Raw genomic sequence first — 25,190 nt, forward strand, 5'->3', positions numbered from 1 at the left:
TATGGTGATTCTACGATTTTTCCTTTCTTTAAAGCTACCGCCAAATATGGTTACGAAATGGCCATCCGTAGAAGTTTTGGTTTAGATGACAAAACGCTTTCCACATTATGGAAAAGCTCTTTAGAAAACACTTATAAGCCCTATTTAAAAGACCTGGAACAAAAACCAATCGGTTTTAGCGTTGCGGATACAATCACAGGTGGAGAAATGAACGTAGCTCCGGCCATCAGCCCCGACGGAAAATATTTAGCCTATTTATCTGAACGAGAACTGTTTTCAATTGATTTGTATTTGGCGGATGCAAAAACGGGAAAAGTAATTCGGAAACTAACGTCTAAAATCAGCAACAGCCATATTGATGAGTTTAACTTTATAGAATCTGCCGGAGCTTGGTCGCCTGATAGTAAGAAATTTGCCTTTAGTGTTTTCTCAAAAGGTCGTAATAACTTAGTGATAGTAGATATCAAAAATGGAAAAACCCTTTTAAACGAGGGAATGGGCGAAGTAGAGCAATTCGGTAACTTAACTTGGTCGCCAGATGGGGTAAATATTGCCTTTTCGGGTTTGAAAAACGGACATAGTGATTTGTTTAGCTACAATTTAACCACTAAAAAAGTTACCCAGCTTACTGATGATATGTATACTGATTATCAGCCATCATATGCAAGCGACGGTAAAAAAATTGTTTTTTCTACCGACCGGATGAGTGCAAAAAGTGACGACATTAGATCAACCATACCTATGGGAATGGCGGTTTTAGATCTGGAAACTAAATCTATAACAGATATCAATGTTTTCTCTGGTGCAAATAACTTTAACCCGCTTTTTGCAGATGATGACACCAACCTCTATTTCTTATCAAACAGAGATGGTTTTAGAAATCTTTACCGTTACAATTTTGCAAGTGCTAGAACAGAACAGCTTACAGATTATTTTACCGGCATTAGTGGGATAACAGAGAACTCTCCTGCCCTAAGTATCTCAAAAGATAACGATATTGTTTACTCCTACTATCGCTCGCGCAACGCTATACTTTGTACAATGCTAAAAGCACTGAGTTTACAGCTAAGGCAGTAGATAATAATAGTGTTGATTTGACAGCTGCTACTTTGCCCCCGGCAAATTCTGTAGGCGTAAATATCATCAACAAAAACTTAGAGAATTTTGCAGCTTATGATGATTTACCAACCGACTCGGTAAAAAGGATTCCATTTAAACCACAGTTTAAGTTAGATTACATAGCCAATAACGGCGCAGGGATTTCCACAAGTCGTTTTGGCACTGGCTTATCTGGCGGTGTACAGGCAATTTTTAGTGACATATTGAGCAGAAATAAAATTTATGCTGCTGCTACCGTAAATGGTGAAATCTATGATGCTGGAGCACAAATAGCCTACGTAAACGAGCAGAGCCGTTGGAGTTGGGGTGGTGCAGTTTCTCATATTCCCTACCAATTTGGTACTTACGGGTACGATTTTAATGCAACAACCCCTAAATACAATCAACCCGCGGTTGAAGAATATATTGATCTGATCAGGATTTTCGAAGAATCGGCACAGGCCTTCACTGCATATCCGTTCAACAAAATCACCAGGTTGGAGTTTGGTGCCGGAGCTTCCCATTATTCTTATAGAGTAGATCGTTTTAGTACTTATTATGATCCGGTAACTTATTACCCAATCTATCAGGATAAAAGAAAAATTCCTTTAGAAGAATTCAACGATCCAGCTAACCAAAATAACAGTAGTGGTTATGGAAATTACAGACTAAACCCCTATACTATTTTCCAATTGAATACTGCGTTGGTTGGTGATAACTCAGTTTCGGGAATAGCATCGCCGTTAAACGGATACCGTTACAGAATTGGGATTGAGCAGTATTTCGGAACCTACACTTATACCGCACCAACGGTTGATTTAAGAAAATACGTTAGGGCAAAGCCAGTAACTTTCGCTGGTAGAATTTACGGCTACGGGCGTTTAGGAGACACTAACAACCAACTGTACCCAATATTTATAGGTTATCCTTATTTGATTAGAGGTTATGAGGCTAATAGTTTTTACGGAGATAACGGCAATGTGAGTACATCGTCCAACGGTTTTACCATTGATCAATTGATTGGTAACAGGGTTGCAGTGCTTAACTTTGAGGTCCGCCTGCCATTTACCGGTCCAGAAAAGTTATCCGTAATTCCATCAAAGTTTCTTTTTTCGGAACTTAACTTATTTTTTGATGCTGGTTTAGCTTGGGATAAGGGTCAAACAGTAGATTTTGGTCGTAGTGGCGCACCACTTTTAGACGCAACAGACCCGAGTAAAGGTTTTGATACGCGTGTTAAAGTGCCTGCTTATAGTGCTGGAATTTCGGCAAGGGTAAACGTTTTTGGCTATTTTGTTTTGGAACCTTATTTGGCTTTCCCATTCAACCGTAAAGATGTTAAAAAGCCAGTTTTCGGATTGGCATTTTCTCCGGGATGGTAAAACAAAATCTGACTTTCGTTTATTATCGTATATAGTTTAAATACATAAATCATGAAAAGTTTAAAATATATTTTGGTGTGTGCCCTAGCGGTTAGTGCGCTTAGCTCATGCGGTCAATCTAAGAAAAACACTTCTGAAAATTCAAGTTCTATTGAAGAGAGAAAAGGAAAGTTTCCCATAGAGAAATCAGAATCTCAATGGAGAGAGATTTTAGGTCCTCAAGCCTTTGAAGTTATGGTAAAAGAAGGGACAGAACCTGCTTTTAAAAATGCATATTACAACAATCATAAAAAAGGTATTTACGTAAGCCTTGCTACTGGTGAACCTTTATTTAGTTCTGATGACAAATTTGACTCTGGTACCGGATGGCCAAGTTTCACAAAACCAATTAATGATACTGCAGTGATCTGGACAAAAGACACTTCATACGGTATGACAAGGGATGAAGTTATTGAAGCCAAAACTGGTTTACATTTAGGTCATGTTTTTAATGATGGTCCTGGCCCTACTGGTTTGCGTTATTGCGTTAACTCTGCAGCGTTGAAGTTTGTACCAGCGGAGTGACATTAAACGCCGTCATTCCGAACGAGGTACGAGGAGGAATCTGAAAGCGATGGAATTTGAACCCCGTTTTTACTCACAAGCTTTGAGCTTGTACTTTTAGTTGAGACATAGGAAAGGAACTTACAGACCTCTCCTAAGGTCGAGGTTACGAAACGGAAATTAACTCAAATAAACATAAGTAATTCCATCACCTCCTCTATCCACATGCTCATCTTCCATTTTAGCAACTTGTGGATATGCTTTTAGGTAATTGCGAATCAGCTTTCTTAGAATACCGTCTCCTTTACCGTGAATCACTTTGAATGACGGAAAACCAAACATTACCGCTCGGTCAAAATAACGTTCAATTTCTCCTAAAGCATCCTCACCTCTTTTTCCGCGTACATCAATCTCTGCAGAAAAACTTGCGGAAGATTCGGTATAGCCCGACGTACCAAAACGCTTAACTGCCTTAGGAACACTTTTATTAGAAACCTTTACTACCTTCTTTTTCTTAACTACCGACCGCAACTCGCCAAAAGCAACAATCAAGTTGTCTTTTGCAATTTCTAAAACCTGAACCAAATTTTCCGAATCGGGCATTTTAACCCAGTCGCCAACTTCAATATCTTCAACTTCCTTTTGTTGCTGTTTTGTTGGAGCTTGTGGCTTTATTTCATTTGCCTTAAGCGCCGTATTTAAATTTGCCCTTAATTCCTGGGTGGTGGTTTTATCGGCTTTAGATTCCTTTATACCAGCAATGGTATTCTCCACCAATTTATTGGCGTCTTTTATAATCTGCTGTGCTTCGGTTTTAGCCTCTCTAATTAAATTTCGTTTGTTTTCATCGTAAAACGCCTTTAGTTTTTCGTTTTCTTCCAAAAGCGACTGATATTTTCGTTGTTGTTTATCGAGCGCTAGCTTAGCATCAAAAACATCTTTTTTATCGCGTTCTAAATCCACTAAAAGTGTATCTATTTTACGCTGCTGAACACTGATTTTGCTTTTCGCGAGGTCAATCAGATGCTTAGACAATCCAATCTTCTGTGCAATTTCAAAAGCGTATGAACTTCCAGGCTTACCCATTTCTAACATATACATCGGTTGCAGCTTTTCATTGTCGAAAATCATCGATGCATTCTCTAAACCCTCTGCACTATTTGCAAAAAGTTTTAGATTAGAGTAGTGGGTGGTAATCATCCCGAAGCATCGTTTCTGGTTCAGCTGTTCCAATACCGCTTCGGCAATAGGCCCGCCAAATAAAGGATCGGTTCCTGTTCCAAACTCATCAATTAAAATCAAAGTTTTAGCAGAGGTATGCTCTGTAAAGTACTTCATTTTAGACAGATGCGCACTGTAAGTACTTAAATCACTTTCAATAGATTGATCATCACCGATATCTGCGAAAAGCTGTTTAAAAATCCCGACTTCAGATTCTGCATCGGCAGGAATCAATAAACCAGCCTGGGTCATAATCTGTAGCAAGCCAACAGTTTTCATCGCTACAGACTTCCCTCCCGCGTTTGGGCCCGAAACCAATAATATTCTTACTTTCTCATCTAAGTGAACATTTAGTGGAACAACAGATTTACCGCTCTCTTTATGGCTCAGGAGCAACAAAGGATGTTTGGCATTAATCAGTTTTAAACGAGCCTCTTTCATCAGAACAGGCATTTCAGCATCAGTCTGTATTGCAAAAAGTGCTTTTGCCCTCACAAAATCTAATTTGGTTAAAAAGCTGTGGTACGAAAAAATGATAGGCACATAAGGTCGTAACTGATTGGTAAGCTCGGTTAAAATACGCACCACTTCCCGGCGTTTTTCAAATTCTAAATCTCGGATTTTATTGTTGAGCGTAAATACTTCTTCTGGTTCAATGTAAACGGTTTGCCCCGATGCAGATTCGTCATGCACAAAACCTTTAACTTTTCGCTTGTTTTCTGCTAAAATTGGGATACAGATTCTTCCATCTCTAACCGTTAAGCTTCCGTCAGCAACCCAATTATTGGTCTGGGCGTTTTTATAAATCTGGTCAATCTTTCGCAAAGCTTCTTGCTCTGCTTTGGCAATAGCCGTTGTAATATCTGCCAATAAACGAGAAGCATTGGGCTTCATCTTACCCTTAGGGTCAATTACCGCCTCAATATGTCTGATGATATCTTTTTCTATCGGAAGATGCTCAAACAATGCTTCCAAGTTCGGGTATAAGCCATTTCTTTCTTCAAAATACCTGATAACGGCAAAAACTGTTTGCAAGGAAACATAAATCTGAAAAACCTCTTCTTCGTTTAAAAAAGCGCCTTCTAATTTCGCTTTTTCTGCAAGCCTTTTGATATCGTAAAAACTCTGGATTGGTAAAGGCTGATCATTCTCAATAATGTTTTTAAACTCCGAAGTTTGTCTTAAAAACTTATTAATCTGGTCATATTGGCTCATGAACTGGATTTTATCCACCATTCCCCTGCCCATCTCGCTCATACATAAGTTTTTGATTGAGGTTTTTATATCATCAAAACCTAACTTATGTAAACTATTGTGTGGATAAATCATGCTTAATCTTTGTCGCTTTCTTTAAATTTTTGATTTTTTCTACCTGTTCTTTTTTTATACTGTCTTGCAAGCGCTTTAAGCTATCCGAAGATCGTGTGTATTTGGCATATAATTTTTTAGCATCTAAAGTGTAGTAATTCAAGTTATTGATAACCTTTGACGAATCTATTTTAAGGTTTTTAAGTATATATCCATATAAAGTACGTTTCTGCATTTTTAAACTATCGTGTTTTGGTCTCAAAATTTCTTGTAAACGGGTTAAGCTATCAGAAACTTGGGTGTACATAAAATCTAAATCGCTTGGATCTTTACTGTAGTATTTAAGGCTATTTGTAAAAGCAGTAGAATCAATTTTATATTTCGCAAAAACATAACTATACCTACTTCTGGCCTGCATTTTCATGGTATCGTTGTTGTAAACTTGGTTCAAAGCTGCATCTGACAGTTGCATATCCAACATTACATTTAGCATTTCACCACGCTCAATTACTCCTTTCGGCGCATTATTCTGCTGACAGGAAACGTAAAAAAGTACAACAGCAATCAGTAATAATAATCTTCTCATAAAATAAAACGCCAAACTTAACATTTCATAGCTACTTACGTTCGTGTTATAGCGCAAGCATTCGTATTTTTGGCAAATAATCGTATAAAATTAAACATTAATGAGCATTACAGACAATATAAAAGCAATAAAGAACGAAATTGAAAGCGTAGCGGTTAAATTGGTTGCTGTTTCTAAGACTAAACCCAACGAAGATATATTAGAAGCTTACAATGCTGGCCAACGTATTTTTGGAGAAAACCAAGTGCAGGAAATGCTTGAAAAGTACGAAGCTTTACCTAAAGACATTCAGTGGCATTTAGTTGGCCATTTACAGAGCAATAAGGTAAAGTACATCGCACCTTTTATAAGCTTAATACATGGTGTTGACAGCCTAAAACTACTGATAGAGATTAATAAACAAGCTCTTAAAAACAACCGTGTAATTGATTGTTTATTACAGATTTATATTGCTGATGAGGAAACTAAGTTTGGTTTAGGGTTTGATGAGGCGATTGAGCTTTTAGAATCACAAGAATTTACAGCGCTTAAAAATATTAGGATTGTAGGTTTAATGGGAATTGCCACCAACAGCGAAAACCCCAAACAAATTAAAGAAGAGTTCTACGAGTTACAAACCTTATTTAAAGGGATTAAATCGAGCTATTTTAGAAACGAGGACAGCTTTAAAGAGCTTTCTATGGGAATGTCTGCCGATTATAGCATAGCCATTGAGCAAGGTTCTACTTTAGTACGTATTGGTAGCGATATTTTTGGAAGTCGTTTAGTTGGTTAGATTGTTAGTTGATTAGTACTTGCGAATGGTAATTTAAGTTCAATTAGTTCATTGGTCATTAATATTTATTAAATGGCAATTTTAGTTCACGATTTATTCCCATTAGCAAGTAGCTCCCTCTCCTTCGGAGAGGGCTGGGGTGAGGCTCTTTATATATGAAAACAGAAATCAGGTTTGCGAAAGAAAGTGATTGCGAAAGAATGCTGGAGCTGATTCGTGAATTGGCAGAGTATGAGAAATCACCAGAAGAAGTTACCGTAACCTTAGCCGAATTTAAAAAAGCTGGTTTTGAAGAAAATGCAGTTTGGAAAGCTTTTGTAGCAGTTTGCGATGGTAATATAGAAGGTTTTGCACTTTATTACATCCGGTACTCAACCTGGAAAGGTTCGCGTTTATATTTGGAAGATTTTATTGTTACCGAAAAAATGCGTGGGCAAGGAATTGGTAGAATGCTATTTGAACGCGTGATTCAAGAAACAAAAGATCATAACTACAAAGGTATGGTATGGCAAGTGCTAGATTGGAATCAGCCAGCAATCAATTTCTATAATAAATACCAAGCTCGACTTGAAAGCGGTTGGATTAACGCCTCTTTATCGCATGAGCAAATAAAAAGCTAATATGAGAATTATTGTAATTGCACTCTGTTGTTTAACGATTGTTGCTTGTCAAAACAAAAAAGCAACCAACACGGAAGCTACTAATCAATCAACTACTGAGACGGATACAGTTAACAAGCCTATATTTAAAGACAGTTTAAAATATAGCATTGTTCACTTTTATAAAACCACAGAAAAAAGTCGCAATCCGAAAGACAGTAGCGATTATGCTTATGTTAAAGCCGTTTATCCCAAATTTGGAGATAGCCAAAAGTATTTGTCTAATAAAGTTCTAAGCATTGTTACTGCAGAGCCTTGGACTGGAAACAAAACTTATAGCTTAGATAAGGCGAGTCAGTCATTTTTTAAAGATTACCTAGACTTTAAAAAAGATTATCCGGACGCCCCAGGTGGTTACACTTGGGACGAAAATTTAAAGGTATCTTTTCAAGACGTAAACTTAGTGGTATTTACCGCTGAAACATATGTTTATACTGGTGGTGCACATGGTATTGGCAGTACAGTTTATCATAATATCGACTTAAAAAATCAGAAAGAGCTTACACTTAAAGACTTGTTGGTTGCAGATTACAATAAGAAATTGACCGCCGTAGCAGCATCTATTTTTAGAAAAGACGAAGGAATTACCGCGGACGAACCTCTTGACCAATACTTTTTTGAAAACAAGGTTTTTAAATTAAATGATAACTTCGCAATTACAGCCAAAGGTTTATTGTTTACCTACAATGTTTACGAAATTAAACCCTACTCAGACGGAACTACAGATTTGTTGATTCCGTATGTAGCAATAAAAGACCTTATTAAATCCAATAGCTTTATCTCAAAATACGTTAACAAATAATGCAAGTATTCAAATTTGGAGGTGCATCTGTAAAAGATGCCACAGCAATAAAAAATATTGGTACAATATTACAGTCCTATACATCCAAACCTCTGTTGATTGTAGTTTCTGCAATGGGCAAAACCACAAACGCCTTAGAAAAACTGGCAGAAAGCTATTTTAACCAGCGTAACGATGTCCATGAGATTTTTGAGGAAGTTAAAAATTATCATTTCGAAATTATCCATCAGCTTTTTGACCAACAGCATTCCGTTTATGATGAGGTGAGCAATACTTTTGTAGAAATTGATTGGATCATTGAGGATGAACCTGTAGACGAATATGATTTCATTTACGATCAGATTGTATCTATAGGCGAGTTGGTTTCCAGTAAAATTATTGGTCAGTACTTAAATCACATCGGTTTAACTACAAAATGGTTAGATGCTCGTTCTTATATTCAAACAGATAACGTTTACCGAGAAGCACATATCAACTGGGATAAAACCTCGGAATTGATTCAGAAAGACATTCCTAAAATATTAGCAAACGGTTTTGCTGTTACCCAAGGTTTCATTGGCAACACTTCAGAAAACTTCACCACAACCCTAGGCAGAGAAGGTTCTGATTACACCGCCGCTATTTTTGCATCGTGTTTAAATGCGGAAAGTGTAACCGTTTGGAAAGATGTGTCTGGGATTTTAAATGCCGATCCTAAACTGTTTGATGATTGTATCAAATTTGATGAGCTCTCTTACGAGGAAGCCATAGAAATGACTTATTATGGCGCTACCGTTATTCACCCAAAAACAATTAAGCCATTACAAAACAAACATATCCCACTTTATGTGAAGCCTTTTTTAGCCCCTCACGAATCGGGAACAGTAATTAGAGAAGCTACAATTGCCATCTCTACTCCTATCATCATCGTTAAAAACAGTCAGGTATTAATTACACTGCACACCAAAGATCTGGCTTTTGTAACCGAGAATCAGGTTAGTGATATTTTCAAGGCTTTCGCCGATGCTTATATTAAGGTAAACACCTTGCAAATCTCTGCATTAACTTTCTCGGCTAGTTTTGACTTTGATGAGAATAAATTCGATAGATTTAAGACTTTATTATCTGCCGACTTAGATTTACGATATAACACGGATTTAAAATTAATTACCATCCGTCATCCAAATAACGAAGCGATAAAAAAACACGTAAGCGGAGAGATTTATTTAGAGGAGCGGAACAGAAATACTGCTCATTTTGTAATTAAGGTATGAGGGAATTGTTTAAAAAGCTAATCAGCAAAGAAGTTCAGGATTTTATAAATAAAAACCTAAAAACAGATTTATCAAAAATCATATTAAAAGGTTCTCCCTTTGCCGATGTTGACATTAAAACAATTGCCACACAAATAGAAAGCAAAAACAAAGCGGTAAAAAAGCTATCAACCTGGTATAAAACCAATGGCATTATTTATCCGCCAAAATTAAATTTAGAGCAAGCATCATCAGAAGTTACGGCAAATTACAAAGCTTCCTTAATCAGCAACGGTTCCCTGATAGATTTAACCGGCGGTTTTGGTTCTGACACCTATTACTTTGCACAAAACGCAAATTCGGTTACGCATTGCGAAACCAACGAAGAACTCTCAGAAATTGTAAAACACAATTTCGAAGTTTTGGGAATTAAAAACGTCACCACTGTAGTTGGTGATAGCACTGCGGTTTTAAAAGATAGCGAAGAATTTTTCGAAACCATTTATATCGACCCGTCTCGTAGAGCAAATGCAGGACGCGTATTTATGTTGAAAGATTGCGAACCCGATGTGCTTGCCAACCAAGCATTGTATCTAAAAAAAGCCAAACGTGTAATAATCAAAGCAGCGCCAATGCTTGATATCCAATCGGCTTTAAAAGATTTGAAAAACGTTAGCGAAGTGCATGTAGTGAGCTTAAAAAACGAATGTAAAGAGCTGCTTTTTGTATTAGAACAAGATGCTGTTGCTGAACCTACTATAAATTGTGTGGTTTTAAACGCTCAGGACAGTAAAGTAATCAGTTTTACTTTGGCCGAAGAGCGAAATGCAGAAAGTAAGGCCGGAAAGCTATTGAATTACTTATACGAGCCTGATGCATCTTTATTAAAAGCAGGCATGTTTAAATTGCTGACAGAACGTTATCCGGTTACAAAAGTTCATCAACATAGTCATATTTACACTTCAAACGAATTGATTGATTTCCCCGGTAAGCGATTTAAAATTGTAAAAACTATTTTGTTTAATGACTTTACAAAGGCACAAGTTCCCAAACAAATTAACTTAGTTTGTAGAAATTTCAATTTAAAGCCCGACGAGCTAAAGAAGCAATTTAAACTGAAAGATGGTGGAAACGATTTTTTGTTTTTTAGCACTAATTATAAAGACCAAAAAATAGTAATCCACGCTACAAAATTACAAACAAACGCTTAAAATAATGATTGAGAATTTAAAATCTAGTATTGGACAGTTCAGGTTAATTTGCTTTTTAGAAGGTATCACACTTTTGGTGTTGATATTTATTGCAATGCCTATGAAGTATTATTTTGAAAACCCAATAGTGTCTAAAATCTTTGGACCCATACACGGTGCACTGTTTTTAGCATATGTGGCCTATACAATCCTATTTGCTGTTAATTATAACTGGAGTTTAAAAAAGATTTTTTGGGTAAGCATAGCTAGCTTTTTTCCCTTTGCAACCTTCTACGTTGATAAAAAAGTTTTAGCAAAAATCCCTGCCTAAGCAAGCGCTTTCCTTTCCCCTTAATACAACTTAATAACTAAAACGAGCTGGTTCTCAAAGTTGCATACGCCACAACAATCCGTGTAAACGTAAATAACCGTTCTTCAACAGGACGACAGAAAACCAACTTTAAGCTATCTATACAGTTAAAAAGAATTTACTAACCGAAATGAATAAGAACGATCAAAAATTAGAACAGACTTTTAGATGGTTTGGTCCGGCAGATGAAGTTACACTGGCGGATATTAAACAAACTGGCGCAACCGGCATTGTTACCGCTTTACACCAAATCCCTTGTGGAGATGTTTGGACAGAAGCCGACATTATGGAACGTAAAAAAATGATTGAAGATGCAGGTTTAACATGGTCTGTGGTAGAAAGTGTGAACATCCACGAGAGTATTAAAACTGGAACCGCTGAGCGAGATTTATATATCGAGCACTATAAAATCTCGCTAAAAAACCTTTCAAAAGCTGGCATTAATGTAGTTTGTTATAATTTTATGCCAGTATTAGACTGGACAAGAACGCATTTAAGATTTACCTTACCAGACAAAGCAGTTGCCTTACGTTATGATGCAATTGCCCTTGCTGCTTTTGATCTGTATATCCTAAAGCGCCTGGAAGCTTTTACTGAATTTAGCGAAGATGTACAGCAAAGAGCCAAAGCTTACTTAGCAAATCTCAAAGATGATGAGGTAAAGCTACTCACCGAAACTATAATGGCTGGCTTGCCAGGTACAGATGAGGTTTTTACCATCCCAGAGTTTAATGAACATCTGGAAAAATATAGTAAAGTGGACAAAACAGTGTTACGTGAAAACCTAGCTTACTTTTTAAAAGGGATTATCCCAACTGCCGAAGCAGAAGGAATTAAAATGTGTATCCACCCAGACGACCCTCCCTTTCCTATTTTAGGCTTACCGCGTATTGTTTGCGATGAAGAGGATTTGCAGTTTATTGTTGATGCGGTAGACTCTGACAGTAATGGTATTACTTTTTGTACCGGATCTTTAGGTGCAAATCCCGCTAACGATTTACCGGCTATGATTGAGCGTTTAGGGCATAAAGTTCATTTCTGGCATTTACGTAACGTTCAACGCGAAGTTGATGGAAGTTTTTATGAAGCGCCACATTTAGAAGGCAGCAACAGTATGTATGCCATTATGAAAGCCGTAGTGAATGAGCAAGAGAAAAGAGTTGCTAGCGGAAAAGGAATTGTAAATATTCCAATGCGCCCTGATCATGGCCATTTGATTTTAGATGATTTTAACCGCAATACCTATCCTGGCTATTCTGTAATTGGCCGATTAAAAGGTCTTGCAGAATTACGAGGCTTAGAACTGGGAATTAGAGGAAATTAATTTTTTAATTGCGATTATATAGGCTGTTTCTCTTTGGGAACAGCTTTTTTTGTTTCTGTAATCTCCAATACCTAACCGAAAAAACATAAAAAAACCGTTTAGATTATCGTTGTTTTTAATCTGAGCGTGAAAATAAGCTATTCAGAATAAACTATTAATGCTAATATACTTTATGAATTACCTTGAATACACAAAAAAACAGCAAGTAGATTTAAATTTTGAAGGCTTTTAAACGATAAATAAAGATATTTGCCCCCATGGAAGCGACAAAAATTGGTATTACGGGTTGGGGAAGTGTTTCTGCTTTGGGTTCAGATAAAAAAGAAATTTGGCAAAACTATTTAGGCAATCAGCATTTCTTCAAAAAGAAAACCTTTTTACAAGAGGAGGATTGGTGCGCACCATTAGCCGAGACTTCGAAAGAAATAATTTATGCTATAAAAAACGAGAAACACGCTTATAAAAATTTAGATCCAAGTGTAATTTACGCTATCCAAGCTTCTAGGTTGGCTGTAAAAGATGCACTCTGGAATAATAACGATAAAGAATTTGGAATAAATATCGGTTCATCTCGAGGAGCCACCACCCTTTTCGAAAAATACCACGCCGATTTTATCGCCAGTCAGGAAAAAGAAACTTATCCGCTTTGTTCGCCTGCTACAACGTTAGGAAACATTGCGAGTTGGGTTGCTACAGATTTAGGAACAGATGGACCAGCAATATCACATTCCATTACTTGCAGTACGGCATTACATGCCATAATCAACGCAGTAGTTTGGATTACTTCTGGCTACACCGATCATTTTTTAGCTGGCGGAAGCGAAGCGCCATTAACGCCTTTCACCTTAGCACAGATGAAAGCTTTAAAAATTTATTCCAGCTCAACCGAGGACTTTCCTTGTAAGGCGATGGATTTAGATAAACAGAAAAGCTCCATGATTTTAGGGGAAGGCGCTGCCTGTTTCAGTTTAGAAGCAAATCCAGAAAATGCCATTGCAAATATTACCGGTATAGGCTACGGTGTGGAAATTATAAAAAACGGAGCTTCCCTATCTGCAGATGCAACGTGTATGCAAAAAGCCATGCAAAAAGCATTGAAAAACCACAATCCACAATCAATTGATGTAGTTATAATGCATTCACCAGGTACCGTTTTAGGCGATGTTGCAGAAATGAAAGCCATTGAAGCTGTTTTCGGGAATCATCTCCCGCTATTAACCTGCAATAAATGGAAACTGGGACATACTTTTGGCGCTTCCGGCGCTTTGAGTTTAGAGATGGCGCTGTTGATGATACAGCATAACCAATTTATAGCTCCGCCTTATTTGCAAGCTCAAAATCAAGATAGAGCGCTAAAAAAAATAATGATTAATGCGGTTGGCTTTGGAGGAAATGCAGCGAGTATTATTATTGAAAAAGCGGGGTAGCCTCACCCCAACCCTCTCCGAAGGAGAGGGAGTTATTTTCTTCGTGGCAATAGTCTTGTGATGGTAAGCAAGCTGATCAAAAGTCAAAAATATATTTCTAAATTTAAAGCACTGATAGATCAGAAAAATGCAAACTATAATTCATTATTCCTTACATTTTATAGTTCCCTTTTTTATCGCTTACTATTTTTTTAGAAACGATTGGAAAAAGGTCTACCTAATTCTATTAGCCACAATGCTGATTGATCTCGACCACCTTTTGGCCAACCCTATATTTCAGCCAGACCGATGTAGTATCGGATTTCATCCGCTCCATAGCTTTTACATCATCCCTTTTTATTTTGCTTTGCTATTCTTTCGTAAGCCGTTCAGTATCATTGGCATTGGCTTAGTACTACATGTTTTTACCGATTCCTTAGATTGCCTCATCACTTTTAGCCACTGTAAGGATTGTTTAATTAGCGGTCTTATTCTTAGCGGTTTCCATAGCCATTTTTAAGATAAAATGATATCTATCAGACTTTAGCACACCACTTGCCGGTAATCGTTTTGTAAGTTTGTTTTTGTTGGAGCAATACTTGCTTCCGTATTACGGGAAAACAATTTAAACACAAAACAATCATGAAACAGACCTATATCGTTGATGGGATGAGCTGTAACGGCTGCAGAACCAACGTTGAAAATAAATTGAATGCAATTGAAGGTGTAAAAGCAACGGTAAGTTTAGATCCACCACAAGCTGAGGTTGAAACAGAAGAACCCATCACCATCGAAAAACTCCAAGAGGAATTAGGAACACACTACACGCTAAAAAATAAATCTTGCTATAGTAATGAGCACCAAGCCTCCCCAATAAAAAAAATACCGCAAAAAGCAATTAAAGGAGCGGTTTATTACTGCCCCATGCATTGCGAGGGAGATAAAACCTATGATAAACCGGGCGATTGCCCAGTCTGTGGAATGGATTTAGTACCCGAAGCAGTTACCGAAAAAACAAAATTCACTTGTCCAATGCACCCCGAGGTTGTTAAAGATCAACCTGGTGATTGCCCCATCTGTGGGATGGATTTAGTCCCCATGGAACCAAAAGAGAACGAGGATAATGCCGCCTACGATAAGTTGGTTCGCAAATTTAAAATTGCTGTCGGGTTTACCTTGCCTATATTTTTAATTGCCATGTCGGATATGATTCCAAACAATCCGATCTATAAAATAATGGATTTAAAATATTGGGATTGGATGCAGTTCGCTTTATCTATTCCAGTGGTTTTTTACGCCTGTTGGATGTTTTTCGAAAGAGCATGGCGCTCCGTAGTAACTTGGAATCTGAACATGTTCACCCTTATCGGGATTGGTTCTGGCGTTGCCTGGCTTTTTAGCTTGGTGGCTTTGTTTTTTCCCGATGTTTTCCCCGATCAGTTTAAAAGCCATGCAGGTACAGTTTATGTTTACTTCGAAGCCGCAACGGTTATACTTACACTGGTTTTATTGGGACAACTTTTAGAAGCAAGAGCACATAGCAAAACCAATAGCGCCATAAAAGAGCTTTTAAAATTAGCTCCAAATACAGCTGTTAAAATCATAGACGGCAAGGAACAAAAAGTTGCTATAGACGATGTGGAAATTGGTGATTTGATCAGGGTAAAACCCGGAGAAAAAGTTCCTGTGGATGGAAGTATCAAAGATGGCAACCCTATTATTGATGAATCGATGATTTCTGGTGAGCCTATTCCCGTAGAAAAAAATGACGGTGATAAAGTGAATGCTGGAACCATAAATGGCAACCGTTCCTTTGTGATGACGGCCGAAAAAGTGGGTGCAGAAACTTTGCTTTCGCAGATTATTGAGATGGTCAACAACGCCAGTCGTTCAAAGGCGCCGATTCAAAAATTAGCTGATAGAATCTCGGGCTACTTTGTGCCTATTGTGGTTTTGGTATGCGTTATTACTTTTATTGTTTGGGCTATTTTCGGACCAGATCCAGCTTACGTTTTTGCGTTCGTAAATGCGATAGCCGTGTTGATTATTGCTTGTCCTTGTGCTTTAGGATTGGCTACCCCCATGGCTGTGATGGTTGGCGTGGGTAAAGGAGCAACAGCTGGCGTTTTAATTAAAAATGCTGAAGCTTTGGAAAAAATGAACGAGATGGATGTGCTGGTAATTGATAAAACCGGTACAATTACCGAAGGAAAACCGTCTGTAGAACAAATCATAAGCTATAATTCAGAACGTTCCGAAGAAGATTTAACGATGCTAATTGCTTCTTTAAACAGCAGTAGTGAACATCCTTTGGCACATGCAACTTTAAAATATGCCGAAGAAAAGAATATCGAAACCAAAGAAATCAAAAACTTTGAAGCGGTTACAGGTAAAGGCGTAATTGGCAACCTTAACGGCGATGAGTTAGCTTTAGGGAACCAAAAGTTGATGGAGCAGATAAATGCATCAATCTCTGATGAATTAGCAAAATCCGTAAAGCAGGAACAAGAGAAAGGCAAAACCGTTTCATACTTAGCCATAAACAAAAAAACCATTGGTTTTGTGGTGATATCAGACAAGATTAAACCCGAAAGTAAGACTGCAATTAAAAAACTACAAAATGAAGGTTTACAGGTATTTATGTTTACCGGAGACAATGAAGCTACGGCAAAAGCAGTAAGTGAAAACCTAGGTTTAAATGGTTACAAAGCCCAGATGTTGCCACAAGATAAATTAGAAGAAATCAAACGTTTACAAAACGAAGGTAAAAAAGTAGTCATGGCGGGCGACGGAATTAACGATGCTCCTGCCCTTTCGCAAGCAAATATTGGAATTGCCATGGGAACAGGAACAGACGTAGCCATTGAAAGTGCTTCAATAACCTTAGTGAAAGGCGATTTAAACGGAATTGCAAAAGCAAAACTACTGAGTCATAAAGTAATGAGGAATATTAAAGAGAACTTATTCTTCGCTTTAGCCTATAACGTAATCGGAATCCCAATTGCAGCAGGTGTTTTATATCCCGTTTTTGGAATGTTGCTTTCGCCGATGATTGCCGCTTTGGCGATGAGTTTTAGCTCTGTATCTGTAATTGCGAATTCCTTGAGATTGAAAAGTATTGATTTGTAGATTTGAGGAGGTGTAAAAAAGCTTATTTTCCTGTCACCCCCCGTCATGTAAGGATATGAGACATTTTACACGCTAGGTTGCCATGCTAAAGCACCTGCTTGTGTGATGTTTCGCTTCGTTATCATTGACATTTTTATTGTTTTATTAACAAGGTCCTGCTGAGCATTTCGATACGCTCAGAATAAACTCAGTCGAAGCAGAAAGCCCTATTCCACTCGGATCAAAAACCTGCTTGATTCCACGCATCAAATTCAAGTGAATTCTGCTTTACTTTATTGACATAATTTTTTTTTATCAACCGATGCCACGTTCACTAGATGTGGTATCCCAAAATTCTACCGTTAACGCAAGAACACTACATCTTCTCTTATTTGTTATAAATTAAACTAACAAACACACTCTCTATCTGCGCTTTAACAGGCGGACTTAACTTTTTAATAGTAATAGTTACTTGCTGTACCCTTGGAAATCTAGCGATGATTTTATCAATAATTTTTTGAGCAACAGATTCAATCAACTTAACTTCTTCAACAAAAGCTTCTCTACATATTTCATGCAATTGCATATAATCTATACTTTGCCCTAAATTATCTTCGGTAAAAGGTTTGCTCGCTTTAAAACTAACCGACAAATCAACTATAAAGTTGTTTTTAAAAATCTGTTCTTCGGGATACCAACCAATTGCTGCATTAAATTTCACGCCATTTAAACCAACGGTTGCTAAAGTTTCACTCATGTTCAAAGATGATGGTTAATAGATTTAAATCAAAATAATATCGGTGAGTATTTATTAAATTTGATAAGAATTAACCCTATGATTGGATTAGTTATACTAATCAAAACCGAAAAAACGATGAGCTTAATGAGGTTTCAAAATCTATACACACCAGTATCTGGATAAAAGCACTTGTGTTAGTGGCGTTGAAACTGCACTTTAGATCTACAAAATGGTTATTAATTTATTTTTTATTTGATGTAATGTTTAAACGCTTTAAACAACTAATAGTGAAAAATAAATTATGAAAGCAATTGCCATTATTTTATTGCTAGCAATGAGTGCCTGTAATAAAGCATCATCGCCAGAAGGTCGTTCAAAAATCAGAGATGAAAAACTGGAACAAGAAATCAGAAAATTAAATGACCAAAACGAAGCAATTTTAGATAGCATCAATGCAATTAACACGGAAATTCACTTGCTAAAAAAGGAGAAATAACTCAATAACATAAACATGAAAAAAATTTGCTACACTATCATATTGATGTTCACTTTCGCTATTGCGTATCCGCAAATCGAAAGTTCAAATAGTGAAATTGTACTAAGTAGATTTCAAAAACTATATAATGAAAGTCAGTTCGATCATATATATGCCAATTTCTCTGACCACGCAAAAGCGAGTTTATCCTTGAAAGACACGAAGAACTTTTTATCTCAACTTCAAACTAAATTTGGAACTATCAAAAAAATGGATTTGCTAGCGTATGAAGGCAATTTTAATGTCTATAAAACTGAATTAGAAAAAGGCGTAGTGTCTTTATTTATTTCGATGGATGGCAAAAAAATAGGAGGCATATATGCTTTACCTTATGACCCAAACAAATTCGCCGAAACAAAGCGAAACATTACACCTATGCGTTTACCTTTTAAAGACGAGTGGACAGTATTTTGGGGAGGTGATACCAGAGAACAGAATTACCATGTTGTTGTTAAATTTCAGCAAAATGCTTTCGATTTGATCATTCAAGAAAATGGGAAAAGCTATAAAACCGATGGCAAAACAAATGAGGATTATTATTGTTTTGGAAAAGAAATAATAGCGCCTTGTAATGCTGAAGTGGCTTATGCAGTAGATGGAGTGAAAGACAATATTCCGGGAGAACTTAATAAGATGTTTATCCTTGGAAATTCCGTTTTATTAAAAACCAACAACAAGGAATATATTCTATTGGCTCATTTTAAACAAAATACAATTAAAGTTAAGCAGGGAGATATTGTTAAAAAAGGTGCCTTTTTAGGACTGAGTGGCAATTCTGGAAATTCCTCAGAACCTCATTTACATTTCCATATACAAGATCTGGAAAACTTTAATAAAGCCACAGGCATAAAATGCTTTTTTAATAACATTTTAGTAAATGGAATACTTCAAAAAGATTATTCGCTCGTAAAAGGAGATCATATTAAAGCAGATTAATCGATGATTGAAAAGGAATTCTTAGAGGTTATTCAAACTAACATTGGGCTTATTCACAAGATCTGCAAGTTGTATCGCGATAGCAAAGAAGATAGAGAAGACCTTTTTCAGGAAATTATTCTCCAGCTATGGAAAGCTTTCCCTTCATTTCAAAAAAATGCAAAAATAAGTACTTGGATTTATAAGATTGCCTTAAATACCGCGGTAGCCATTTTTAGGAAAAAGAAATTGGCTGTTATTTATTCCACAATCTTACCGGAATATATTGATGATGAACCTAACGAAGAATTAGCAAGCAGACAAGAGCAATTGTTTACCGTTATTAAGCAACTGAACGATAGTGAGAAGGCTATTTTAACACTTTATTTTGAAGAGCTGAGTTATAAAGAAATTGCTGAAATTATTGGAATAAGTGAGAATAATGTCAATGTAAAAATGAATAGAATAAGAATTAAAATTCAAAAACTTTTAATTAAATAATATGGAGTTAGAGGATTTAAGAACAACTTGGAAAAATATAGCCACACCGAAAACGTCGGAAAATGAGATCAAGAAACTTCTGCAAGAAAACAAACATCCAGTTTTAAGGAAAATCAGGAAACAGATCATCATAGAATTAATAGGCTGGATTGCTTTTTTAGTAACTTACTATAGTTTATTTGACGGTGCAGACAAACCTATTTTCATCAATTTGATATTGGTTGCTAGCGTTTTAACTCCAATTACACACAACTTGTATGCTTACATTTTACATCGAGGTTTAGTTGATCAATCTAATTTTAGGGAAGCTTTAAAAAGGTTTATTTCGAGATTAAAAACCTATGCTTTATTATCGATTATTTCTAGAACGATTTATTGCTCTGGTCTGCTTTTGTTTTTTACATACAACATTCGATTCAATAATTTCAAATACAGCATTTTAACAGTATTGGCTTTTGTAGTTCTTGTTCAGATATTGATTTTGTTAAAAATATGGAACAAACGCATTAATAAATTAAATCAAACGCTAGCTGAGCTTGATTAGTTTAATTAAATTTGGATATAAGCCAATGCCATGAGCCAAAAAAAATCTCTAAAAAAAGACCTTTACAAACATCCAGATTATTATTTGATGGATGATTTGCTAACTCCCGAACACCAATTAATACGTTCGACCTTGAGAGATTGGGTAAAAGCAGAAATCACCCCAATTATTGAAGATTTTGCACAACGAGCGGCATGTCCGAAGCAATTGATAAAAGGATTAGGCGAGATGGCTGCTTTTGGGCCAACAATCCCTATCGAATATGGTGGCGCAGGCTTAGATTATATTTCTTACGGAATAATGATGCAGGAAATTGAACGTGGAGACTCGGGCATTAGATCTATGGCATCCGTACAAGGTTCTTTAGTGATGTATCCCATTTTTACTTTTGGCAGTGAGGAGCAAAAACAAAAATACCTTCCAAAATTAGCTACAGGCGAACTTATTGGTTGTTTCGGTTTAACGGAACCCAACCATGGCTCTGATCCTTCTGGATTAAGCACTAATATTAAAGATGCAGGAGCGCACTTTATTTTAAATGGTTCAAAGATGTGGATTTCAAATGCACCGTTTGCTGATATAGCGGTAATTTGGGCTAAAAACGAAAATGGAATTGTAAGAGGTGTGATTGTAGAACGAGGATTTGAAGGATTTACTACACCAGAAACTCATGGAAAATGGTCATTAAGGACTTCTGCCACCGGAGAATTGGTTTTTGATAACGTAAAAATCCCAAAAGAAAACATTTTACCTAATGCTCAAGGATTAAAAGCACCACTCAGCTGTTTGAACCAAGCCCGCTTTGGAATTGCTTGGGGAGTTTTGGGTGCAGCAATGGACTGTTACGATGTTGCTTTAAGATATGCCAAAGATCGGAAACAGTTTAACAAACCCATCGCATCGTTTCAGTTACAACAAAAGAAATTAGCCGAAATGATTACCGAAATAACCAAAGCCCAGTTGTTAGTTTGGCGTTTGGGCGTATTAAAAAATGAAGGTAGCGCCACTCCTGCTCAAATTTCAATGGCAAAAAGAAACTCGGTTGAAACCTCAATAAATATAGCCAGAGAAGCTCGGCAGATTTTAGGTGCAATGGGAATTACCAGTGAATATCCAATTATGCGCCACATGATGAATTTAGAATCTGTAATTACTTACGAAGGTACACACGATATTCATCTACTGATTACTGGAATGGATATTACCGGTGAAAATGCATTTGGAGGATAATGAAATAGATATTTACCGCTATCAGTAGAACCTGCTTGTATGATGCTTCCTATCGTCAACAGAAAAGAGTCCGGTTCTGATTTTCACATTTTTTCACAACCAGCTCTGTGAACTCCGCGTTCTCCGTGGTTACAAAATACCCGTTTCGCAAACAATTGCGTGTCCTCTATGTAAAACCCTGTTCCCTCCATGATTAAAAACTTGGCTTAAAACTTGTATTCTACACCAGCAGTTACAAACCTTAAAAACTTTATCATGAACAAAACAGTCGGAATTATTTTAGTAGTTGTAGGAATTGCAATGCTAATATGGGGAGGTTTCTCCTACACCAAAAAAGAAAAAGTAGTTGATGCAGGCCCAATTCAAATCTCTGCAGATAAACAAAAGACGGTAAACTGGCCGCCTTATGCAGGTGGAATTATATTAGTTGCAGGAGTTGTAGTTTTGGTAACCGCTAAAAAAAACTAGTTTAAATTACAATTTCAAACAATAAATCTTCAAAATAACCTTAATTTCGAAGCATCTTAATTTTTTTAATTGAGATGCTTTTTTATTGCTCTTAAAAGCGTTTTACGCTCAACATTAATTTCCGAAATGAAAGATTTTAAAAAATATTACACATTACCAGCCCCACCAGAAGAGGTTTATTTAGCCTTAACCATTCCTTTGAGTATTAAATTATGGAGCGGAGCCGAAGCCGAAATGAGTACCGAAGCTCAATCAGAATTTTCTTTATTTGATGGAGATATTGTAGGTAAAAACTTAGAATTTGAAGAGAACAAAAAAATAGTTCAACAGTGGTATTTTGAAGGGCAAGATGAGGCTTCAATTGTTACGATGAAACTTCATGAGCATAAAAAGGGATGTTCAATTGAATTAGTTCATACTAACATCCCAGACGAAGTTTACGATGAATTTGTTGATGGTTGGAATACCAGTTACTTTGGGGAGTTATTTGAATTTTTTGACGGAGAATAAATAATTATATCAACATTAGCAAAGTCTTTTTACTTTTGACTTTCTACTTTTATCTTTTTACTTCCAATTAGATATCCCAATACTGCATTTTTTTACGCTTAATAAAGGTTCTAATGTCCAAAACAAAAGCAGCGAAAAAATAAAAAACCAAAGGAAAACCAGCAGATAAAAAAGAAGTGTAAATAAAAAATAACCTAATTTTAGACTGAGAAATCTTGAATTTGTCGCCCAAATAGGTACAAACCCCAAAAGAGTAGCGTTCAAAAAAAACTAATATCTTGTCAATCATCCTGTTGTTTCTTAATAATTTTCAAACCAATGCCACAATTTAAGCATTTTTTTAAATCACAGTAACTTTTTTTTAAATGAATAAGTGCTTGTGTATCAAAAGCGTTGCCAGCCTTTACCCCGCTTTGCCTAAATCCTCTAACAATTTGATTTTCTTCAGGTTTAATTTCCAAAAGCAAATTTAAAGCTAAATCAACAAGTCTTTTTGTTCCTGTTTCTTTTCCATAGAAAAATAAAAGCGGAGCAATTGCATTGATCAACAGATTGTCAATACTACTTAAGCCCATATTTACGCTTTTGTTTTCTACGTTTTTATCAAACCTAAAATGCGTTTCCCAGTAATTATTTGTAGGTAAAGAAATAAAAAGCGTTCCAAATCCTTTTTTGTTTTGGATATTGATAATTTTCGAGAACAGGTGCTCTGATTGCAAAATTAGTCCAGCAAATTGCGCTAATCTAATTGTCGGGAAATTATCAGGTCTGGTTTTAGAAAACTTCCATAAACTCACATCCAAAACCGAAAGCTGATACTTGGCTCTCAAAAACTGAAATTCGTTTTTCAATTCTTTTGGGTATTCATCCTCAAAATTAAAATCTAAAAAACCCGCGACACCAAAAATCAGCGCTTCAATTTGAAAAGCCGAGTTTTTGTGCTTTGCTAAAATTAGCTGAGGAAGATTTTTAGCCAACAGTTCAAACGGCAATGCATTTACCTTAAAGCCAAAGCTTCTGGCTAAAACAGTATAAAAGGTATCTTCCCAACTGCTGTTTGTTGTTTGATAAATACTTTTAATTGCTGATGCCTTATCTTCCAACCTTTCAATCAACATCCTATCCAAACATTGGCTTTTGGTAAAATCATCAACAAAAGGAAGCTGTGCTTCGCAAGGGATCCAATAATTATTTGCGATTAACAGCTCGTAATTTTCAAGCACCGATGTTTGTACAACATCCTTAAGCTCCAAAACTGGAATAAGAGTTTTGTCTGTCCTGTAAATCGGTGCGTCATGGTCCCAAACAACATGTAAAATCACGTTGTCATATGCTTTATCTGTATTGTGTTTATGCTTTAACCAGTCTGATGACTTTAAATGGATTTCGATATTTCCTGCCCACAGCGTCTCTCCAATTTTCACCTTTCCGTTGAAAAAATCTGGTCCCGAATCCATATTATGAATTCCAGACTGCAAAATCTGAATTTGCTCACCATCAACGGTGTACAAACCTAAAAGGCTGAACAACTTATACTTCCATATAAAATGAAGAATGGCTTCGGACGATGGCATTCCTAAAAATGCAAATTATTTTTATAATTATGGTTAAATGTCGTTAGTAAAAAACCTCGGCATGTTGAACGATTTGACTTAGCTCACAAATAGAAGTCTCACACGCTAAAAAAAACTCTATTTGTGAGATTCCTCTTATCCTCGGGATGACGGTCTGAAGAGAGAATAAACTCAATATAACGAACCCAAAAATCTAAAAACCAATAGCTTTTAGCTCTTCTGCCATTTGTTGTTGAACTTTCAAAGCTTCTGCTCTAGCTACTTGGGCAAAGTCCACTCCTGCCGATGCATATATGATTGCTCTGGACGAATTTACCAACAGCCCACAATCTTCATTCATTCCGTATTTACAAACATCGGCCAATGAACCGCCTTGCGCACCAACTCCTGGCACTAATAAAAAATGATTTGGAGCGGATTTTCTAATTTCTAAAAAAGCTTCTCCTCTGGTTGCGCCAACCACATACATCATATTTGCATCGTTAGCCCATTCCTGAGATTTTTTCAAAACCTTCTCAAACAGAAAACCTTCTTCATTTTGTGTAAACTGAAAATCTTTTGCACCCTCGTTTGAGGTTAGCGCCAACAAGATTACCCACTTGTCCTCATATTTTAAAAAAGGCGTAACAGAATCTTTACCCATATACGGCGCAACGGTAATCGAGTCGAAACTCATCCCCGAAACTTCTTTATTAAAAAAAGCATCGGCATACATTGCTGATGTATTTCCTATATCGCCACGCTTTGCATCCGCTATGGAAAAAATATCTTTCGGCAAATAATCTGCGGTTTTAATTAATGAATTCCAACCTGCTACGCCTCTACATTCGTAAAAAGCAGTGTTTATTTTGTAGGAAACGCACAAATCTTTGGTAGCGTCAATAATCTGCTTATTAAATTCAAATACTGGATCTTCTGTATTTAATAAATGCTTAGGTATTTTATTAATATCAGTATCTAACCCAATGGTTAAAAAAGATTGCTTTATTTTTATTTGTTCGATAAGTTGTTGACGCGTCATACTGTTTATTTTAGGCGCTAAATTGATAAATTTTATAAGGAACTTGAAAAAAAATAATATAAAATTTTAGGATTTACAAATTAATCGATATTATTGCATCATAATCTCAATTTATCCTTTGTCTACGGATTAAGTAAAACAGATAAAAA

The 25,190-nt window shown here is 36.5% G+C and carries 25 protein-coding genes and 1 pseudogene; 20 read left to right on the forward strand and 6 right to left on the reverse strand.

What is annotated here, in order from left to right; genetic code table 11:
• The 3 genes and pseudogenes from B176_RS21385 to msrB all read left to right on the forward strand — a co-directional run.
• Positions 1–1,077, forward strand: a pseudogene (locus B176_RS21385) (tolB protein precursor); the annotation flags it as partial.
• Positions 1,035–2,480, forward strand: coding sequence for a BamA/TamA family outer membrane protein (locus B176_RS21390; RefSeq protein ID WP_051130016.1), 1,446 nt, complete (start codon positions 1,035–1,037; stop codon positions 2,478–2,480). The pseudogene B176_RS21385 and the gene B176_RS21390, both read left to right, overlap by 43 nt.
• A 51-nt stretch (positions 2,481–2,531) precedes the next feature.
• Positions 2,532–3,044, forward strand: a complete 513-nt coding sequence (gene msrB, locus B176_RS0108100) for a peptide-methionine (R)-S-oxide reductase MsrB (protein WP_017258298.1) — start codon at positions 2,532–2,534, stop codon at positions 3,042–3,044.
• Between the two features lie 159 nt (positions 3,045–3,203).
• Here msrB and B176_RS0108105 read toward each other — a convergent pair whose 3' ends face one another.
• Together B176_RS0108105 and B176_RS0108110 are read right to left on the reverse strand one after the other, a co-directional pair.
• Positions 3,204–5,573 carry an endonuclease MutS2 gene (locus B176_RS0108105; protein ID WP_017258299.1) on the reverse strand — a complete coding sequence of 790 codons (2,370 nt, stop codon included), beginning with the start codon at positions 5,571–5,573 and terminating at the stop codon, positions 3,204–3,206.
• Entirely contained in the window at positions 5,554–6,138 is a 585-nt protein-coding gene (locus tag B176_RS0108110; RefSeq protein WP_161603018.1) for a DUF4296 domain-containing protein, read from the reverse strand. Before B176_RS0108110 ends, B176_RS0108105 begins: the two co-directional genes overlap by 20 nt.
• A 100-nt stretch (positions 6,139–6,238) precedes the next feature.
• On the opposite strand from B176_RS0108110, the gene B176_RS0108115 reads away from it, so the two are divergent.
• From B176_RS0108115 to B176_RS0108155, 10 genes are all read left to right on the forward strand, one after another.
• Positions 6,239–6,913 carry a YggS family pyridoxal phosphate-dependent enzyme gene (locus B176_RS0108115; protein WP_017258301.1) on the forward strand — a complete coding sequence of 225 codons (675 nt, stop codon included), beginning with the start codon at positions 6,239–6,241 and terminating at the stop codon, positions 6,911–6,913.
• Positions 6,914–7,068: 155 nt separating this feature from the next.
• The gene (locus B176_RS0108120; protein ID WP_017258302.1) at positions 7,069–7,533 is read left to right on the forward strand and encodes a GNAT family N-acetyltransferase; all 465 of its coding nucleotides are present in this window, start codon (positions 7,069–7,071) and stop codon (positions 7,531–7,533) included.
• Position 7,534: 1 nt separating this feature from the next.
• Positions 7,535–8,374: a DUF3298 and DUF4163 domain-containing protein gene (locus tag B176_RS0108125; protein ID WP_017258303.1), complete on the forward strand. Its 840-nt coding sequence runs from the start codon at positions 7,535–7,537 to the stop codon at positions 8,372–8,374.
• A complete protein-coding gene (locus B176_RS0108130; RefSeq protein ID WP_017258304.1) occupies positions 8,374–9,627 on the forward strand; it encodes an aspartate kinase in 1,254 nt (417 codons plus the stop codon). Before B176_RS0108125 ends, B176_RS0108130 begins: the two co-directional genes overlap by 1 nt.
• Entirely contained in the window at positions 9,624–10,817 is a 1,194-nt protein-coding gene (locus B176_RS0108135; protein WP_017258305.1) for a THUMP-like domain-containing protein, read from the forward strand. The genes B176_RS0108130 and B176_RS0108135 overlap by 4 nt, the downstream gene beginning before the upstream one ends.
• Positions 10,818–10,821: 4 nt before the next feature.
• The gene (locus B176_RS0108140; protein ID WP_017258306.1) at positions 10,822–11,127 is read left to right on the forward strand and encodes a DUF3817 domain-containing protein; all 306 of its coding nucleotides are present in this window, start codon (positions 10,822–10,824) and stop codon (positions 11,125–11,127) included.
• A gap of 169 nt (positions 11,128–11,296) precedes the next feature.
• The gene (uxuA, locus tag B176_RS0108145) at positions 11,297–12,490 is read left to right on the forward strand and encodes a mannonate dehydratase (RefSeq protein WP_017258307.1); all 1,194 of its coding nucleotides are present in this window, start codon (positions 11,297–11,299) and stop codon (positions 12,488–12,490) included.
• Between the two features lie 257 nt (positions 12,491–12,747).
• On the forward strand, positions 12,748–13,917 hold the full coding sequence (locus tag B176_RS0108150; protein WP_017258308.1) for a beta-ketoacyl synthase N-terminal-like domain-containing protein: 1,170 nt from the start codon (positions 12,748–12,750) through the stop codon (positions 13,915–13,917).
• A 127-nt stretch (positions 13,918–14,044) separates the two neighbouring features.
• A complete protein-coding gene (locus tag B176_RS21395; RefSeq protein ID WP_083852697.1) occupies positions 14,045–14,416 on the forward strand; it encodes a DUF6122 family protein in 372 nt (123 codons plus the stop codon).
• A gap of 122 nt (positions 14,417–14,538) precedes the next feature.
• Positions 14,539–17,025 carry a heavy metal translocating P-type ATPase gene (locus B176_RS0108155; RefSeq protein WP_017258309.1) on the forward strand — a complete coding sequence of 829 codons (2,487 nt, stop codon included), beginning with the start codon at positions 14,539–14,541 and terminating at the stop codon, positions 17,023–17,025.
• A gap of 367 nt (positions 17,026–17,392) precedes the next feature.
• Here B176_RS0108155 and folB read toward each other — a convergent pair whose 3' ends face one another.
• On the reverse strand, positions 17,393–17,761 hold the full coding sequence (gene folB / locus B176_RS0108160; protein ID WP_017258310.1) for a dihydroneopterin aldolase: 369 nt from the start codon (positions 17,759–17,761) through the stop codon (positions 17,393–17,395).
• Between the two features lie 283 nt (positions 17,762–18,044).
• Here folB and B176_RS0108165 point away from each other — a divergent pair, with 283 nt between their 5' ends.
• From B176_RS0108165 to B176_RS0108195, 7 genes are all read left to right on the forward strand, one after another.
• Positions 18,045–18,239 carry a hypothetical protein gene (locus tag B176_RS0108165; protein WP_017258311.1) on the forward strand — a complete coding sequence of 65 codons (195 nt, stop codon included), beginning with the start codon at positions 18,045–18,047 and terminating at the stop codon, positions 18,237–18,239.
• Between the two features lie 15 nt (positions 18,240–18,254).
• Positions 18,255–19,214 (forward strand): M23 family metallopeptidase, encoded by a 960-nt coding sequence (locus B176_RS0108170; RefSeq protein WP_051130017.1) that lies wholly within the window; start codon positions 18,255–18,257, stop codon positions 19,212–19,214.
• Between the two features lie 3 nt (positions 19,215–19,217).
• Positions 19,218–19,694 carry an RNA polymerase sigma factor gene (locus B176_RS0108175; RefSeq protein WP_017258313.1) on the forward strand — a complete coding sequence of 159 codons (477 nt, stop codon included), beginning with the start codon at positions 19,218–19,220 and terminating at the stop codon, positions 19,692–19,694.
• 1 nt (position 19,695) lies between these two features.
• Complete coding sequence (locus B176_RS0108180; RefSeq protein ID WP_017258314.1) at positions 19,696–20,238, forward strand: hypothetical protein; 543 nt, start codon at positions 19,696–19,698, stop codon at positions 20,236–20,238.
• A gap of 30 nt (positions 20,239–20,268) precedes the next feature.
• A complete protein-coding gene (locus B176_RS0108185; RefSeq protein ID WP_017258315.1) occupies positions 20,269–21,468 on the forward strand; it encodes an acyl-CoA dehydrogenase family protein in 1,200 nt (399 codons plus the stop codon).
• 255 nt (positions 21,469–21,723) lie between these two features.
• Positions 21,724–21,936 carry a hypothetical protein gene (locus B176_RS0108190; RefSeq protein WP_026063226.1) on the forward strand — a complete coding sequence of 71 codons (213 nt, stop codon included), beginning with the start codon at positions 21,724–21,726 and terminating at the stop codon, positions 21,934–21,936.
• Between the two features lie 126 nt (positions 21,937–22,062).
• Positions 22,063–22,446 carry an SRPBCC domain-containing protein gene (locus tag B176_RS0108195; protein WP_017258317.1) on the forward strand — a complete coding sequence of 128 codons (384 nt, stop codon included), beginning with the start codon at positions 22,063–22,065 and terminating at the stop codon, positions 22,444–22,446.
• Positions 22,447–22,513: 67 nt separating this feature from the next.
• Here B176_RS0108195 and B176_RS0108200 read toward each other — a convergent pair whose 3' ends face one another.
• The 3 genes from B176_RS0108200 to pyrF all read right to left on the reverse strand — a co-directional run bounded on the left by B176_RS0108200 (position 22,514) and on the right by pyrF (position 25,041).
• Positions 22,514–22,735 carry a PspC domain-containing protein gene (locus B176_RS0108200; protein ID WP_017258318.1) on the reverse strand — a complete coding sequence of 74 codons (222 nt, stop codon included), beginning with the start codon at positions 22,733–22,735 and terminating at the stop codon, positions 22,514–22,516.
• Positions 22,728–24,020 carry a DUF2851 family protein gene (locus tag B176_RS0108205; RefSeq protein ID WP_017258319.1) on the reverse strand — a complete coding sequence of 431 codons (1,293 nt, stop codon included), beginning with the start codon at positions 24,018–24,020 and terminating at the stop codon, positions 22,728–22,730. The genes B176_RS0108200 and B176_RS0108205 overlap by 8 nt, the downstream gene beginning before the upstream one ends.
• Before the next feature lie 193 nt (positions 24,021–24,213).
• Positions 24,214–25,041: an orotidine-5'-phosphate decarboxylase gene (gene pyrF, locus B176_RS0108210; RefSeq protein ID WP_017258320.1), complete on the reverse strand. Its 828-nt coding sequence runs from the start codon at positions 25,039–25,041 to the stop codon at positions 24,214–24,216.
• Positions 25,042–25,190 lie beyond the last annotated feature (149 nt).

Source organism: Pedobacter arcticus A12, from assembly GCF_000302595.1.
Lineage (GTDB): Bacteria > Bacteroidota > Bacteroidia > Sphingobacteriales > Sphingobacteriaceae > Pseudopedobacter > Pseudopedobacter arcticus.

Excerpts from the sequence above, each read along its gene's own strand:
- uxuA (WP_017258307.1), top strand. The coding sequence starts at position 11,297 with ATGAATAAGAACGATCAAAAATTAGAACAGACTTTTAGATGGTTTGGT.
- B176_RS0108105 (WP_017258299.1), bottom strand. The coding sequence starts at position 5,573 with ATGATTTATCCACACAATAGTTTACATAAGTTAGGTTTTGATGATATA.
- B176_RS0108140 (WP_017258306.1), top strand. The coding sequence starts at position 10,822 with ATGATTGAGAATTTAAAATCTAGTATTGGACAGTTCAGGTTAATTTGC.
- B176_RS21395 (WP_083852697.1), top strand. The coding sequence starts at position 14,045 with ATGCAAACTATAATTCATTATTCCTTACATTTTATAGTTCCCTTTTTT.
- B176_RS0108130 (WP_017258304.1), top strand. The coding sequence starts at position 8,374 with ATGCAAGTATTCAAATTTGGAGGTGCATCTGTAAAAGATGCCACAGCA.
- B176_RS0108170 (WP_051130017.1), top strand. The coding sequence starts at position 18,255 with ATGAAAAAAATTTGCTACACTATCATATTGATGTTCACTTTCGCTATT.
- pyrF (WP_017258320.1), bottom strand. The coding sequence starts at position 25,041 with ATGACGCGTCAACAACTTATCGAACAAATAAAAATAAAGCAATCTTTT.
- B176_RS0108125 (WP_017258303.1), top strand. The coding sequence starts at position 7,535 with ATGAGAATTATTGTAATTGCACTCTGTTGTTTAACGATTGTTGCTTGT.
- B176_RS0108150 (WP_017258308.1), top strand. The coding sequence starts at position 12,748 with ATGGAAGCGACAAAAATTGGTATTACGGGTTGGGGAAGTGTTTCTGCT.
- B176_RS0108155 (WP_017258309.1), top strand. The coding sequence starts at position 14,539 with ATGAAACAGACCTATATCGTTGATGGGATGAGCTGTAACGGCTGCAGA.
- B176_RS0108120 (WP_017258302.1), top strand. The coding sequence starts at position 7,069 with ATGAAAACAGAAATCAGGTTTGCGAAAGAAAGTGATTGCGAAAGAATG.
- B176_RS0108165 (WP_017258311.1), top strand. The coding sequence starts at position 18,045 with ATGAAAGCAATTGCCATTATTTTATTGCTAGCAATGAGTGCCTGTAAT.
- B176_RS0108175 (WP_017258313.1), top strand. The coding sequence starts at position 19,218 with ATGATTGAAAAGGAATTCTTAGAGGTTATTCAAACTAACATTGGGCTT.
- B176_RS0108200 (WP_017258318.1), bottom strand. The coding sequence starts at position 22,735 with ATGATTGACAAGATATTAGTTTTTTTTGAACGCTACTCTTTTGGGGTT.
- B176_RS0108180 (WP_017258314.1), top strand. The coding sequence starts at position 19,696 with ATGGAGTTAGAGGATTTAAGAACAACTTGGAAAAATATAGCCACACCG.
- B176_RS0108135 (WP_017258305.1), top strand. The coding sequence starts at position 9,624 with ATGAGGGAATTGTTTAAAAAGCTAATCAGCAAAGAAGTTCAGGATTTT.
- B176_RS0108185 (WP_017258315.1), top strand. The coding sequence starts at position 20,269 with ATGAGCCAAAAAAAATCTCTAAAAAAAGACCTTTACAAACATCCAGAT.
- folB (WP_017258310.1), bottom strand. The coding sequence starts at position 17,761 with ATGAGTGAAACTTTAGCAACCGTTGGTTTAAATGGCGTGAAATTTAAT.
- B176_RS0108190 (WP_026063226.1), top strand. The coding sequence starts at position 21,724 with ATGAACAAAACAGTCGGAATTATTTTAGTAGTTGTAGGAATTGCAATG.
- B176_RS0108205 (WP_017258319.1), bottom strand. The coding sequence starts at position 24,020 with ATGCCATCGTCCGAAGCCATTCTTCATTTTATATGGAAGTATAAGTTG.
- B176_RS0108115 (WP_017258301.1), top strand. The coding sequence starts at position 6,239 with ATGAGCATTACAGACAATATAAAAGCAATAAAGAACGAAATTGAAAGC.
- msrB (WP_017258298.1), top strand. The coding sequence starts at position 2,532 with ATGAAAAGTTTAAAATATATTTTGGTGTGTGCCCTAGCGGTTAGTGCG.
- B176_RS0108110 (WP_161603018.1), bottom strand. The coding sequence starts at position 6,138 with ATGAGAAGATTATTATTACTGATTGCTGTTGTACTTTTTTACGTTTCC.
- B176_RS0108195 (WP_017258317.1), top strand. The coding sequence starts at position 22,063 with ATGAAAGATTTTAAAAAATATTACACATTACCAGCCCCACCAGAAGAG.